This window comes from Aeromonas lacus, assembly GCF_000764665.1.
In the GTDB taxonomy this organism is placed as follows: domain Bacteria; phylum Pseudomonadota; class Gammaproteobacteria; order Enterobacterales; family Aeromonadaceae; genus Aeromonas; species Aeromonas lacus.
On the sequence record NZ_JRGM01000016.1, the window covers coordinates 35326 to 47939 of the forward strand.

Below are 12614 nucleotides of genomic sequence, written 5' to 3' on the forward strand. Positions count from 1 at the left end.
CGCAGATCAGTTCTGGTCGCGGTCAGCCGCTTCCCAGCGCGCTTCCAGCCAGAGCAGATTGCACAGCCCCAGCAACAGGGCAAAGCCGAGCCCCAGTATCCAGGTGAAATACCACATGGCGTCCTCCTTATGGTCAGTAGAGTTGATGGCCGTCGCGCTTGATGCGGGCGCGGTCGAGCTTGCCACGCACCACCCGATAGACCCAGCCGGTGTAGCCAAGGTTGATGGGGAGCAGCACCAGCACGATGCCGAACATGATGGCCAGGGTCTTGTAGCTGGAGGTGCCATCCCACAGGGTCAGGCTGCTCACTGCATCCAGGGTCGAGGGGAGCACGAAGGGGAAGAGCGAGATGGCCACCGAGCCAAGCATGGCGATGCAGGCCACGGCGCTTGCCACCAGTGCCAGCCGTCCGCGCTCCAGCCAGGCGGCGATCCCGCTCGCCAGCGGCGCCAACGCGCCAATCACCGGCACCAGCCACAGCAGCGGCTGCTCGTGGTAGTTGCGCAGCCAACCGGCGACATGGGGGGTGACCCCCTTCATCAGCGGGCTCAGCACGGCGTTGCCGTCAAAGGGCTGGCCCGCCAGACCGGTCAGCTGATAGCCCTGCAGATCCACCAGATGCCAGCCGGCAAGCAGGTAAAAAAAGGTCACCAGCGGTGCCAGCAGGATGGCGATGCCCCGTGAGCGCAGCGCGGGCGTCCCCGTTACCTTGGCTTGCAAAAAGCTGGCGCCGTGCAGCAGCAGCAAGGTGATGGCGGTGGCCAGCACCGAGAGCAGCCAGCCCCAGTGGAAGTCGAACGCGCCGTAGTGCAGGCGCAGCGCCGTGTCGAAGCGAAACGGCAAGCCCTGCACCACCAGACCGATGGCGGCGCCGAGGATCAGGGTCGGTATCAGGCCGCCCGCTACCAGCGCCCGATCCCACCAGCTGCGCCACAGCGGATCGGTCAGCTTGCTGCGATAGTCAAAGCCGACCGGGCGCAGAAACAGGCCGAGCAGCAGCACCACCATGGGGATGTAGAGCACAGAGAAGGCGGCGGCATAAACCAGCGGCCAGGCGGCGAACAGGGCACCGGCACCGGCGATCAGCCACACCTGATTGCCCTCCCACACCGGCCCCACGCTGTTGATCACCAGCCGCCGGTCGTCGTCATCCTGCGAGACCACCGGCAGCAGCATGGCGATGCCGAGATCGAAACCATCCATCACGATAAAGCCGACCATCATGAAGAGCAGCAGTGCCCACCAGATGAGTTTCAGGGTTGCGTAATCCATCAGGCGATCCTCGCAAGTTCGGGTTGTTCACCGCTGTAGCGGCCGGTATGGAGAATGGCGGGCCCCTTGCGGATCACCCGACGCAGCAGGAACAGCTCCACCACCAGCAACAGGGTGTAGATAGAACAGATGGCAATGAGACTGAACCAGAGCTGGCCCGGGGTGAGCAGGGAGACCGAGGCCGAGACCGGCAGCACGTCGCTGATGGTCCAGGGCTGGCGACCGAACTCGGCCACAAACCACCCCGCCTCGATGGCAATCCAGGGCAGCGGAATGCTCCAGAGCAGGGTTTTGAGCAGCCGTGGCGAGCTCTGCAGCCGGTTGCGGCAGAGCTGAACAAAGCTCACCACCATCAGCCCCAGCATCGCGACGCCCAGCCCCACCATCAGGCGAAAACCGAAGAAGAGCGGCGCTACCTGCGGGATGGAGTCCTCCACCGCCTTGGCGATCTCCGCCTCCCCCGCCTTGGCGATATTGCTGGCATAGGGGGTGAGCAGCAGACCGTAGCCGAGATCCTTGCCGTGTTTGGCAAACAGCGCCCGGTTTTCGGCCGAGTCGTTACCGGCGCGGATCTCTTCGAGTGCACCGGAAGCCACCATGCCGCTGCGAATGCGCGCCTCGTGCTGCACCTTGAGATCCTTGATGCCGATCACCGCCTCATCGAGGGATCGGGTGGCGATAATCCCCATCAGATACGGGATCTTGATGGCGGCGTGGGTAGTCTCCCCCTGCTGATCCGGGAAGCCGAACAGGGTGAATGACGCAGGCGCCGGCTCGGTGTGCCACTCTGCCTCGATGGCGGCGAGCTTCACCTTCTGCACCTCGCCGGTGCGATAGCCAGACTCATCCCCCAGCACGATGACCGAGAGGATGGCCGCCAGCCCGAAGCCGGAGGCGATGGCAAAGGATCGCAGGGCAAACTGCACCTCGGTCTTGCGCAGCAGATACCAGCTGCTCACCCCCATCACGAACATGGAGGCGGCCACATAGCCCGCCGCGACGGTGTGAACGAACTTCACCTGCGCCACCGGGTTGAGCAGCACGGCGGCGATATCCACCAGCTCCATGCGCTGGGTCAGCAGGTTGAACTCGGCCCCCACCGGGTTTTGCATCCAGCCGTTGCCGATCAGGATCCAGAGCGCCGAGAGGTTGGAACCGAGCGCCACCAGCATGGTCACCAACAGGTGCTTGCCGCGAGAGAGCTTGTCCCAGCCGAAGAAGAAGAGCCCCACCAGGGTCGATTCGAGGAAGAAGGCCATCAGCCCCTCGATAGCCAGCGGGGTACCGAAGATGTCCCCCACGTAGTGGGAGTAATAGGCCCAGTTGGTGCCGAACTGAAACTCCATGGTGATCCCCGTGGTGACCCCCATGACGAAGTTGATTCCAAACAGTTTGCCCCAGAAGCGGGTGATGTCCTGATAGATCACCTTGCCGGTCATCACATAGGCCGACTCGGCGATCACCAGGATCCAGGACAGCCCCAGGGTGAGGGGGACAAACAGGAAGTGGAACAGGGCCGTGGCGCCAAATTGCAGGCGCGACAGGCTGACCACGTCATCCGGATTGATCATGCGTCACTCTCTTTTGTTGTATTTGCCTTGCACGTTTCATGCAGGACAAGTACACCACGGGTCATGACACCTATAACAGATGCAGTTATAGTGAATAGCACCTATAACAGTTGATCCAGATCATGCCTCTTTACCAACAACTGGCCGAACGCCTGAGCCGCGAGATCGATGACGGCATCTGGCAACCGGGGGAGCGCATCCCCTCCATCCGCCAGAGCTGCAAGACCCACAACCTGAGCCCGATGACGGTGCTGCAGGCCTATCAGCTGCTGGAGAGTCAGGGGCGGATCCTCGCCCGTCCCCAGTCCGGTTACTACGTCAAGGCCGCCTCGCCAAAGGTGGCGCACCACACCCCGAGCCAGACCCACTACAGCGGCTCGGTGGATATCAACGATCTGGTGTTCGAGGTGTTGCAGGCGAGCAAATCGCGGGCGCTGGTGCCCCTTGGCATGTCGGTGGCCGACCCGACCCTGTTCCCCCATCCCCAGCTCGGGCGGGCACTGGCCAGCTGCATGCGCAAACTCGATCCCTTCAGCACGGTGGCCGACCTGCCCCCCGGCAACGAGGCGCTGCGCCGCGCCATCGCCCAGCGCTACGCCAGCGACGGGGTTGCTATCAACCCGCAGGAGATCATCATCACCACCGGCGCCATGGAGGCGCTCTCCCTCAGTCTGCAGGTGCTGACCGAACCCGGTGACTGGGTGGTGGTGGAGTCCCCTACCTTCTATGGCGCCCTGCAGGCCATCGAGCGGCTGAAACTCAAGGCGGTGGAGATCCCGGTGATCCCGGGGGTGGGCATCGATCTGGCGCTGTTGGAAGATGCCCTCAGCCAGATGCCCATCAAGGCGTGCTGGCTGATGGGCAATGTGCAGCACCCGCTGGGCCACACCATGCCGGATGCGCACAAACAGGGGCTGATGGCACTGCTCAATGCCCACAAGGTGCCGCTGGTGGAGGATGACGTCTATGCCGAGGTCTACTTCGGCCGTGAACGCCCCAAACCCATCAAGCACTGGGATCAGCGCGGTGACAGCCTGCTCTGCAGCTCCTTTTCCAAGTGTCTGGCGCCGGGTTTTCGGGTCGGCTGGGTGGTGGCGGGGCCCCATGCCGAGCGGATCCAGCGGCTGCAACTGATGTCCACCCTCTCCACCAATGTGCCGAGCCAGCTGGCACTGGCCGAGATGCTGCGCCAAGGCGGGGTGGATGCCCACTTTCGCCGTCTGCGCCACACCCTGGCCCAGCGCCAGCAGCAGATGCGGGCTGCGCTGCAGCGGCTGTTGCCGGGCGAGGTGCGGATCTCCTCCCCCGATGGCGGCTACTTTCTCTGGCTGGAGTTTCCGCCCCGCCTCGACAGCCGCGCCCTCCATGCCATGGCGCTAGACTGTGGCTTCTCCATCGCCCCCGGCGCCCTCTTTTCCAGTCAGGGGCAACACAACCACTGCCTGCGCCTCAACAGCTCCCATCCCTGGAGCGAGCAGCTGGAGCTGGCGCTCCACCAGCTTGCGGGCCTGATAAACCGGCAGCTGGAAACAGAGGGGTGATCGCCAAAGCGCAGAAACAACAACGCCCCTTGAGCGGGGCGTTATCGGCAATCCATGGCAGTGAAGGATATCAGGCGGGGGCGTTGAGCTGAGCTACCTGCCGCTCGATGCTCCCTTTGAGGTTGTCATCGAGCTTGAGGGTGCGCGCCAGTTCGTCGAGATAACCGCGCTCCATAAAGTGATCCACTTCGATGGCAAGCAGGGAGGCGAGATAGACCTCGGTGGCCAGCTCCATATCGGTCACTTCCCGCGCCAGCGCGTGGGGATCGAGGGGGCGAGCCAGCTCGGCGTCAATCCAGCGGGCAGCATCGCTCTGGCCCTGTTCGGTCAGGTACTCCTGAATCTTCTGGCGCTCGGCGCTATCGATATGGCCATCGGCCCGGGCTGCCGCCACCATGGCGCGCACCAAGAGAGCCGCGCGGGCGTCCAGCGCATTGCCTTCCAAGGTACTGACGGGATGGGTCGGCTGGGCGGGCGCCGCCTGCTGGGCCTGCCAATCCTGATAGAGCTTGTAGGCCAGCCCGCCAAGGGCCGCGGCGCCGCCCACGGCAGCCGCCTTGCCGCCATATTTGCGCATCTTCTTGTTGCCCAGCAGCAGACCGAGCGCACCACCGGCCAGCGCCCCCTGCATCTGCCCCTTGCGCTTGTCACCGCCTTCGTTGAGCCAGCCTTTGCCAGCCCCCAGCAACTGTTCCAGCATCTGTTTCATGGTGTCACTCCTGCGGGTCAAAAAAGTGAAATCGGGATGAATAGAGCCAGATAGTGACCCTGCCCCCCTGAATCGGGGATGAACCCTTGACCGGGTCGCCCGATGGGGCAAAGCTCAGGGAAACTCTTCAGGCAATAAGGATGTGACTGTGCCCAATCGCGAACTGACCCTGCAATTTCTGGCCGAACCCTCCGACGTCAACTTCGGCGGCAAGGTCCACGGCGGCATGGTGATGAAGTGGATCGATCAGGCGGGCTATGCCTGCGCCGCGGGCTGGTGCGGCGGCTATGCGGTGACCGTCTATGTGGGGGGGATCCGCTTTTTGCGCCCCATCCAGATTGGCCAGCTGGTGGAGGTGCACGCTCAGGTGATCCACACCGGCACCACCAGCATGCATCTGGCGGTGGATGTCTACAGCCGCCACCCCGCAGAGACCGAGCGCCACAAGACCACCCACTGCATCATCATCTTTGTGGCGATGGATGAGCAGGGCAAACCGACTCCGGTGCCCCAGTGGCAGCCACTAAGCGAGAGCGATCTGCAGTTGCAGCAGTACGCCAAAAAGCTGATCGCCCTGCGCGAGGAGATCGACAAGGAGATGCGCCAGCACCTCTGACCTTCGTGCCTCACAGCCCGATACAGCGGGCGCTTTCGGCCAACGGCGGCGCCCCTGTATAATCCCCCCTCTTCCCGCAACCGAAACCGGAACCCTGCCCATGTCACTGGAAACTGCCCCGCCCGAGGTGAAACTCGCGGTGGATCTCATCGAACTGCTGGAGACCAACCAGCTGGCCCCCGAGCTGGTGCTGGCGGCGTTGGCCATCGTAAAAAATGACTACGAGCGCAAGCTGGCGGAGGGGAAGGATCACTGATCCCTCCCCGCACTTTTTCCGCCTTATCTTTCCGACTTCAGTTTTTCTCCACAGAGCCACTCACTGTGGCCCCATCACCTCGTCACAGAGGGCGATCAGGGCGGCACTCAGGCGGCTGAGCGGCTCGCCCCCATCCTTTGCGGCATGGAGCGCCAGCTCCACCGATGCCACCTTGGGCCACTGACTCAGGGCCACCTGATCGGCGGGCATCAGCCGTTTGGGCAGCAAGCTCACGCCAATGCCTGCACTCACCGCCCCCTGCAAACTGGCGAGGCTGGCGCTGACATAGGCAACACGCCAACGCCGACCCAGACCATCGAGCGCCTCGGTCATCTGCTGGCGATAGAGCCCTTCGCTCGGGAAAGCGACCAGCGGCAGCGGATCACGCCCCTTCGCCGGCCAATCGCGGCTATCGACCCACACCAGCGGCTCACGCCAGCTGGCGAGCGGCGAGCCCTGTCCGCGCACCTGCTTGACCAGCGCCAGATCCAGCTCCCCCGCCGCAAAGCGCTGCCAGATGTGGTGGCTCAGGCCGCTCTCCACCTCCAGCCGCACCTCGGGGTAGTCGCGGGCAAAGGCAGCCAGTACCGGGGTGATGGCACCGGCGGCGAAATCCTCCGGCACTCCGAGGCTGAGCGATATGCTCCCCTCGCTCACCTGCTCCTCGGCCTGTGCCAGCAGCGCCAGAATGCGGCGGGCCAGCCCCAGCAGCTGCTCCCCCTCGGCCGTCGCTACCACCTGCCGACCGGAGCGATCCAGCAGCGGGCAGCCGATCTGCTGTTCGAGCCTGCGCATCTGCTGGCTGATGGTGGATTGGGTCAGGTGGACCCGTTCACCGGCGCGGGTAAAGCTGCCGGTGTCGATAATGGCGACAAAACTGCGCAGTAACAGGGGATCCAGCATGGGGCACTCCATTTACAAAACCACTGAACACCATTCTATCATTTAATTTCCAAATGACTTTCGCCCCCGCTAGGCTGGCGTTTCTTTCGCCAAATCAGGGTTTTTCATCATGTCTGTATCCCTTGCCGTGCCTGCCAACACCCACCCGATCCCCTTATCATCTTCCCTCTCAACCCATCAAGAGTGGCTGGAGCAAGCGGTGCAACTGGCCAAAGAGAATCGCCAGCAGGGTGGCCGCCCCTTCGCTGCCCTGCTGGTGCAAGATGGCCAGTTGGTGGCGAGCGCGGTCAACGGCATCCATCTGGATGGGGACCCGACCCGTCACGCCGAGCTGGAGGCGCTGCGCAAGGCAAGCCAGTGCGGGCCGCTCGCAGGATCAATCGTCTATGCCAGTGGTCACCCCTGCCCCATGTGCCTCGGCGCGCTGGTGATGAACGGCATCGCCGCCGTCTACTACGCCTTTGATAACGCCGATGCGGCCCCGTTCGGCTTTGACAGCTGCGCCGCCTACCAAAAGCTGGGGCTGCCCCTTGCCCCGCAACCGCTGCCCCTGATCAAACTGGCCGTCACCCTGACGGCGGCGGATCTCTACGGCCCCCAGCAGCAAGCCCAGCAAGCAGTGCCTGCTGATGAGTAAGGGGACCACCGCCCACCCGGCAGAGGCGCACCGCCAACGGTTCGCCCTGCTGGTGCTGGTGATCCTGATTGGCCTGAACCTGCGCCCCTTTCTCACCGCCATTGGCCCGCTGGCCCAAGCCATTGACCAGCGTCTGGCGCTGGGGATGGATACCCTCGCCTGGATCACCCTGCTGCCACTGTGGCTGATCGGGATTGGCGTGCTGCTCACCCCGAGTCTGCGCAGCCTTGCCAGTGCCACCACCCTGCTGGGGCTGGCTCTGCTGCTGCTCGCGGCGGGCAGTGCCCTGCGTTTTGATGCCCAGAGCGGAACCCTGCTGATCACCACCGCTGCCCTCTGCGGCCTGGGCTCGGCGCTGGTGCAGGGAGTGCTGCCCGCCCTTATCAAGCAGCACTTTGCCCGCAAGGTGCCGCAAGTGATGGGGATCTTCTCTGCCTGCATGATGGGGGGCGGTGCGCTCGGCGCCAGCCTCACGCCACGGCTGGCAGCGAGCCTCGACTGGTCGCAGGCACTGGCGCTCTGGAGCCTGCCGCTGCTGCTGGCCCTTGGCTGGCTGGGGTGGAAAGTACGCCTGCCAAGCACCGCGGCGGTCGCCATTCCCGACGGCGAGCAGCGGATGATCACCCTGCCCCGCAGCTGGTTGCTGATCGTCTGCTTTGGCATCATCAATAGCGGCTACGGCATCGTAGTGGCCTGGCTGGCCCCCGCCTATATGGCGAATGGGTGGAACGCTGCGCAGGCAGGCGAGCTGGTCGCCTGGCTGGCACTGGCGCAGACCGCCAGCGGCCTCGGCTTGCCGCTGCTGGCCGCCCGCAGTCTGGATCGGCGGCCGTGGATGGGGCTTGCCATCGCCATGCAGCTGGCGGGATTTGGCGGCCTCTGGCTGGCGCCAGCCAGTGCCCCGATTCTCTGGTGCATGCTGTGCGGTGCTGGTCTTGGCGGCAGCTTTTCCCTCATCATGGTCATTGCGCTCGATCACCTGGCCGACCCGCGCCGCGCCGGCACCCTGAGTGCCCTGATGCAGGGGTTCGGCTTTATGCTGGCCGCCACCGGCCCCTGGGTCGCCGCCCGCCTCTATCACCTGTTCGGCGACTTCGCCGCCGCCTGGCAGTGGCAGCTGGGGGGCTTGCTGCTGATGAGCCTGCTGGTGCTGCGCCTCGACCCGCGCCACTACCCTCGCGTCATGCGGTTACCGACCGCCTGCGAGCAGCCCCTTTCGGCGCCCCTCCCGGCCAGCGCTGCAGCCCAAAGCAACACACCGGCCTGAGGCCGGTGTGTTGGAGATAATAGTGTTGGGGATAACCGTATTGGGGATGACAAGGTAGGCTGACGCCACTCAGGGGAGCAACTCAGCGCCCCTTTTTCTGCCGTCCGCTGTTAGCGGTGCGCGGCTTGCCTGCGGCCGGTTTGCCACCCTTGCCGGGAGCCCCTTTGCCTGCACTGCCCTTGCCAGCGCCGCCCTTGTTGGCAGCACCTTTGCCCGCGCCACCCTTGCCCACCGGCAGCTTCTTCTCGAAGGCTTCCGGGCCCGGCACATTGGGACGCCCGCCAATCTCGTGATCATCATCGCGGCGCGGCTTCTTGCCCTGCCCCGGCTTGGCGCTTGGCGCCGCAGGGGCCTTGGCCGCCTTCGGTTTGTCGCCTTTGGCCGGTTTCACCTCGGAGGAGGAGTCCTCAATCAGCTTGAACAGATCGATCAGCTCATCGTCGGTGAGATCGCGCCACTCGCCCACCGGCAGCCCCTTGAGGCTGACGTTCATGATGCGGATGCGCTCGAGCTTGGTCACTTCAAAACCGAAGTGCTCGCACATACGGCGGATCTGGCGGTTAAGCCCCTGCACTAGCGTGATGCGAAAGACGAACGGCGCCTCTTTCTTCACCTTGCACTTCTTGGTCACAGTACCGAGGATCGGCACCCCGGCCGCCATGCCGCGCACAAACTCGTCGGTCACCGGCTTGTCGACGGTCACCAGATACTCTTTCTCGTGATCGTTGCCCGCCCGCAGGATCTTGTTGACCAGATCGCCGTGGTTGGTGAGGAAAATCAGCCCCTGCGAATCCTTGTCGAGACGCCCGATGGGGAAGACCCGGGTGCTGTGGTTGACGAAATCGACGATGTTGTCCTTCTCGCCCGCCTCTGTGGTACTGACGATGCCCACCGGCTTGTTGAGGGCGATCAGCACCAGACTGTCCGCCTCGCGCGGCTCGATCACCTGACCATTGACCTTGACCAGATCGCCAACCTGCACCTGATCGCCAATCCCGGCCCGCTTGCCGTTGATAAAGACGTGGCCCTGCTCGATAAAGCGGTCGGCCTCGCGGCGCGAGCAGATGCCGCTCTCGCTGATGTATTTGTTCAGGCGCATGGATTCGTTAGCCAGCATGAGTCACCTGCCAGAGGGGCTGAACCCCATCCTGTTGTACGGTTGCGTGCGTCGGCCATGCCGGACACATGATCTGCGGCATCACCCTCTCCACTACGTCGATTTTTTGCATACGGCTCCAATTTCAACGAGGCCAATGCCGGCCCATCCGGCAAAAAAGTGCGACACATTACCACATCGCCCGCCACAGCACGCCGGATTATCGCCAACTCCGACGCAGCGGCGACACAATTGCGGGCCAGCTCACAGCGCCAAGCCCCCCATCAGGGGCGATGGGGCAAACGGGGTTTGCCCGATTTCATAGCCAATAAAAGAGTCAGCAGTGGCGAGACATGGGAGTACCGGAAGAGGCAAACGAGGAAAGCATGCACCCCGACCAGCGGCCGGGGCCAGCGGTTGATACGCCAACCCAACTCCCCTCTGCCGCGGCGGAGTCAGGGGTAGCGACTTATCTCGATCAGGTTCTGATCCGGGTCGAGAAAGTAGATGGACTCGATGGCCCCGCAAGCCCCGCTTTTGGTCACCGGCCCCTCGACAATCTCCACCCCGTGGCAGGCCAGCTGAGTCATCACCTGCTCCAGTGGCCAGCGGGTGATAAGGCAGACGTCCCCCGCCCCCACCTGCGCCCGGTTGCGCGGCTCCTGCCCAAGCAGTTGCAGATTGATCTTCTGGTTGCCAAACCCCACCGCCCGGCGCCCCGCACCGAAGGTGATGGCCTCCATATTGAGCACCGAGCTGTAAAACGCCACGGCGCGCTCGATATCACTTACCGTCAATACCAGATGGTCGATATGGCTGATCATGATTCCCTCCTGGTGCTGATGCCGGCAAGGCTGCCGGTGGTGATAAACATGCAGCCAGCCAACCCGGCTGTCCGCCTTGCCAGCTGCATCCCCGCTCGTTTGCCATAGACATCACAGATACAGGAACGCCCCGCTAGCTCCTCCATCATACCGAGCCAAACCACCCGCGACTGTGGTATGGCGCGCAAAGATGCCCCGACGACTTGGCGGGCTCGATAAATCCCCATCAGCGTACTGCGGCACATACCTTGTCCCGCTGGGCCAGCAGGGTCTCATCTTCACTATCCATTGCCGCCAGAATCGCCTGATTGCAGGCGCGCTCCGCCAGCTTGGCAGGACTCTGCTTGGCATTCCCAATCTCGGCAATCATCGGCCTGTAGCTGACGGCGGCCGAACAATACATGGCGCGATATTTGGGCAGTTGCCAACTGCTGTCATCCTGCCGGGTCAGGTCATCGCACAGCTTGTGAAACAGAGCCGAAGCCTTGACCGTGCACTGGCTAAAGCGACGAACATCCTGCTCGTAGGGACGACAAACGCTCGGCTGCTGGATCTGCCACAGCTGAAAAGAGAACGGGACCGACTCCCCCTCATACTGCACCGCAACCGTTTTAAGCTCGGTGCCATAGATATCTGAAATCTGCTGCTGAACCAGATTGAGATAAGCCGAAAAAAGATAGGAAACCGGATCCATCACCACCTCCCTGTGGTTGTCACTGCCGGGCTTTATTACCGAAAACCGGGGCGATTTTCAAACGAGTAACAGGCGACAACAGCTTACTGATTTGGCAACAAAAAATAATTACTTTTCACACGCGGTGGAAGCTGGGCCGAGAGTGCTATCCGGTCAGTTATATGGACGGGAATGATCCATGGCGATCTGCAGTTCACGGCCACCAGCAATCTCGCCATGACTGATGCCGCTGGTCAGCCACCAGCTAATAACCAGAAGCAGTCGTTCCGGATCATGGCGCAGACGCCCTTTCAGGGCACACTCCCAGATGATCAGACGGCGGATACCCAATTTGTCCAGCTCGGCCAGATGACGGGCATCACGCGCACGATTACTGGCGATCTTGGCTTGCCAGAAGTCGGTTCTGCTCGATGGCAGCTTGAAGAGATGACAATCATGACCATGCCAGAAACAACCATTCACCTCGATCACGGCACAGTAGCGCGCCAGCCAGAGATCCGGCTTGCCTGGCAAGGCGGTATTGTGCAAGCGATAGCGAAACCCGGCATGATGCAACATGGCGCGCACCCGCTTCTCGGGACGGGTATCCCGGCTACAAATACCGGCCATCATCTCGCTACGCTTTTGGGGCTTCACGATATCTGTCACAATGTCGCCTTGCTTGTGAATCAGCACCATTTACTGTATAAACGCACAGTTAATCAACGAGATTTTAGTACTGTCATTGGATATACATCACACAGTTTCGATGCATTCAAAGAGCTTCATAACTACTGACTATCCAGCTCAAAAATTCATTACCAAGAGAATCAATCAATGAACCACTCTGTTTTTTCTTTTTTTTCAGGCTCCGGTTTTCTGGATCTCGGCTTTGAAAAAGCAGGATTTAATGTCGTTTTCGTTAATGAACTGAACAAAGATTTTCTCAATGCATACAAATACAGCAGAAAGAAAATGGGTATCCCGGAACCTGAGTTTGGTCATTTTTTGAACTCCATAGATGACTTTCTCGATGGTCCTTTAAGCTCAGAGCTTAAGACAATGGTAAGTAGTGCAAGAAGCAAGTCAGAGACTGTTGGCTTTATTGGTGGTCCACCATGCCCAGACTTTTCGGTTGCAGGAAAGAATAAAGGTCACGATGGTGAGAATGGCCGTCTTTCCAAGTCATATGTAGATTTGATTATTAAAAACAAGCCAGATTGGTTTGTTTTCGAAAATGTCAAAGGC

Annotated in this window: 15 protein-coding genes; 6 read left to right on the forward strand and 9 right to left on the reverse strand. The window is 62.0% G+C overall.

The genetic code is table 11. The features are described from left to right. Nucleotides 1-6 precede the first annotated feature (6 nt). The 3 genes from cydX to LG31_RS0102465 are packed head-to-tail and all read right to left on the reverse strand — an operon-like array spanning nt 7 to nt 2844. Nucleotides 7-117: a cytochrome bd-I oxidase subunit CydX gene (gene cydX / locus LG31_RS0102455; protein WP_033112926.1), complete on the reverse strand. Its 111-nt coding sequence runs from the start codon at nt 115-117 to the stop codon at nt 7-9. A gap of 16 nt (nt 118-133) precedes the next feature. Then, nucleotides 134-1273: a cytochrome d ubiquinol oxidase subunit II gene (gene cydB, locus LG31_RS0102460; protein WP_033112927.1), complete on the reverse strand. Its 1140-nt coding sequence runs from the start codon at nt 1271-1273 to the stop codon at nt 134-136. Continuing rightward, nucleotides 1273-2844: a cytochrome ubiquinol oxidase subunit I gene (locus tag LG31_RS0102465; protein ID WP_033112928.1), complete on the reverse strand. Its 1572-nt coding sequence runs from the start codon at nt 2842-2844 to the stop codon at nt 1273-1275. The genes cydB and LG31_RS0102465 overlap by 1 nt, the downstream gene beginning before the upstream one ends. A gap of 122 nt (nt 2845-2966) precedes the next feature. On the opposite strand from LG31_RS0102465, the gene LG31_RS0102470 reads away from it, so the two are divergent. Then, a complete protein-coding gene (locus tag LG31_RS0102470) occupies nt 2967-4385 on the forward strand; it encodes an aminotransferase-like domain-containing protein (protein WP_033112939.1) in 1419 nt (472 codons plus the stop codon). A gap of 70 nt (nt 4386-4455) precedes the next feature. On the opposite strand, the gene LG31_RS0102475 is transcribed toward LG31_RS0102470, so the two are convergent. Continuing rightward, a complete protein-coding gene (locus LG31_RS0102475; RefSeq protein ID WP_033112929.1) occupies nt 4456-5094 on the reverse strand; it encodes a tellurite resistance TerB family protein in 639 nt (212 codons plus the stop codon). 148 nt (nt 5095-5242) lie between these two features. Between LG31_RS0102475 and LG31_RS0102480 the strand changes: the two genes are divergently transcribed. Next, nucleotides 5243-5710 carry an acyl-CoA thioesterase gene (locus LG31_RS0102480; protein WP_033112930.1) on the forward strand — a complete coding sequence of 156 codons (468 nt, stop codon included), beginning with the start codon at nt 5243-5245 and terminating at the stop codon, nt 5708-5710. A 100-nt stretch (nt 5711-5810) separates the two neighbouring features. Further along, nucleotides 5811-5966 carry a pleiotropic regulatory protein RsmS gene (rsmS, locus tag LG31_RS20220; RefSeq protein ID WP_005359642.1) on the forward strand — a complete coding sequence of 52 codons (156 nt, stop codon included), beginning with the start codon at nt 5811-5813 and terminating at the stop codon, nt 5964-5966. A gap of 60 nt (nt 5967-6026) precedes the next feature. On the opposite strand, the gene LG31_RS0102485 is transcribed toward rsmS, so the two are convergent. Then, a complete protein-coding gene (locus LG31_RS0102485; protein ID WP_033112931.1) occupies nt 6027-6869 on the reverse strand; it encodes a LysR family transcriptional regulator in 843 nt (280 codons plus the stop codon). A 109-nt stretch (nt 6870-6978) separates the two neighbouring features. Here LG31_RS0102485 and LG31_RS0102490 point away from each other — a divergent pair, with 109 nt between their 5' ends. Both LG31_RS0102490 and LG31_RS0102495 read left to right on the forward strand, forming a co-directional pair. Next, on the forward strand, nt 6979-7506 hold the full coding sequence (locus tag LG31_RS0102490; protein WP_033112932.1) for a nucleoside deaminase: 528 nt from the start codon (nt 6979-6981) through the stop codon (nt 7504-7506). After that, nucleotides 7499-8773 carry an MFS transporter gene (locus LG31_RS0102495; protein ID WP_033112933.1) on the forward strand — a complete coding sequence of 425 codons (1275 nt, stop codon included), beginning with the start codon at nt 7499-7501 and terminating at the stop codon, nt 8771-8773. Before LG31_RS0102490 ends, LG31_RS0102495 begins: the two co-directional genes overlap by 8 nt. Nucleotides 8774-8855: 82 nt before the next feature. Here the strand turns inward: LG31_RS0102495 and rluF are convergent, their stop codons facing one another. From rluF to LG31_RS0102520, 4 genes are all read right to left on the reverse strand, one after another. Beyond that, complete coding sequence (gene rluF / locus LG31_RS0102500) at nt 8856-9890, reverse strand: 23S rRNA pseudouridine(2604) synthase RluF (RefSeq protein ID WP_033112934.1); 1035 nt, start codon at nt 9888-9890, stop codon at nt 8856-8858. Between the two features lie 434 nt (nt 9891-10324). Then, complete coding sequence (locus tag LG31_RS0102505; RefSeq protein WP_033112935.1) at nt 10325-10693, reverse strand: VOC family protein; 369 nt, start codon at nt 10691-10693, stop codon at nt 10325-10327. Between the two features lie 226 nt (nt 10694-10919). Then, nucleotides 10920-11387 (reverse strand): hypothetical protein, encoded by a 468-nt coding sequence (locus LG31_RS0102515; RefSeq protein WP_033112937.1) that lies wholly within the window; start codon nt 11385-11387, stop codon nt 10920-10922. 153 nt (nt 11388-11540) lie between these two features. Further along, nucleotides 11541-12035 (reverse strand): very short patch repair endonuclease, encoded by a 495-nt coding sequence (locus LG31_RS0102520; RefSeq protein ID WP_033112940.1) that lies wholly within the window; start codon nt 12033-12035, stop codon nt 11541-11543. A 168-nt stretch (nt 12036-12203) separates the two neighbouring features. On the opposite strand from LG31_RS0102520, the gene LG31_RS20225 reads away from it, so the two are divergent. Further along, a partial coding sequence (locus tag LG31_RS20225; RefSeq protein WP_161785960.1) for a DNA cytosine methyltransferase occupies nt 12204-12614 on the forward strand: 411 nt, incomplete at its 3' end.

Bases quoted from the DNA above. Each gene is read 5' to 3' on its own strand.
- cydX (WP_033112926.1), bottom strand. From the start codon at position 117: ATGTGGTATTTCACCTGGATACTGGGGCTCGGCTTTGCCCTGTTGCTG.
- LG31_RS0102485 (WP_033112931.1), bottom strand. From the start codon at position 6,869: ATGCTGGATCCCCTGTTACTGCGCAGTTTTGTCGCCATTATCGACACC.
- rsmS (WP_005359642.1), top strand. From the start codon at position 5,811: ATGTCACTGGAAACTGCCCCGCCCGAGGTGAAACTCGCGGTGGATCTC.
- rluF (WP_033112934.1), bottom strand. From the start codon at position 9,890: ATGCTGGCTAACGAATCCATGCGCCTGAACAAATACATCAGCGAGAGC.
- LG31_RS0102490 (WP_033112932.1), top strand. From the start codon at position 6,979: ATGTCTGTATCCCTTGCCGTGCCTGCCAACACCCACCCGATCCCCTTA.
- LG31_RS0102515 (WP_033112937.1), bottom strand. From the start codon at position 11,387: ATGGATCCGGTTTCCTATCTTTTTTCGGCTTATCTCAATCTGGTTCAG.
- LG31_RS0102495 (WP_033112933.1), top strand. From the start codon at position 7,499: ATGAGTAAGGGGACCACCGCCCACCCGGCAGAGGCGCACCGCCAACGG.
- LG31_RS0102470 (WP_033112939.1), top strand. From the start codon at position 2,967: ATGCCTCTTTACCAACAACTGGCCGAACGCCTGAGCCGCGAGATCGAT.
- LG31_RS0102475 (WP_033112929.1), bottom strand. From the start codon at position 5,094: ATGAAACAGATGCTGGAACAGTTGCTGGGGGCTGGCAAAGGCTGGCTC.
- LG31_RS0102505 (WP_033112935.1), bottom strand. From the start codon at position 10,693: ATGATCAGCCATATCGACCATCTGGTATTGACGGTAAGTGATATCGAG.
- cydB (WP_033112927.1), bottom strand. From the start codon at position 1,273: ATGGATTACGCAACCCTGAAACTCATCTGGTGGGCACTGCTGCTCTTC.
- LG31_RS0102465 (WP_033112928.1), bottom strand. From the start codon at position 2,844: ATGATCAATCCGGATGACGTGGTCAGCCTGTCGCGCCTGCAATTTGGC.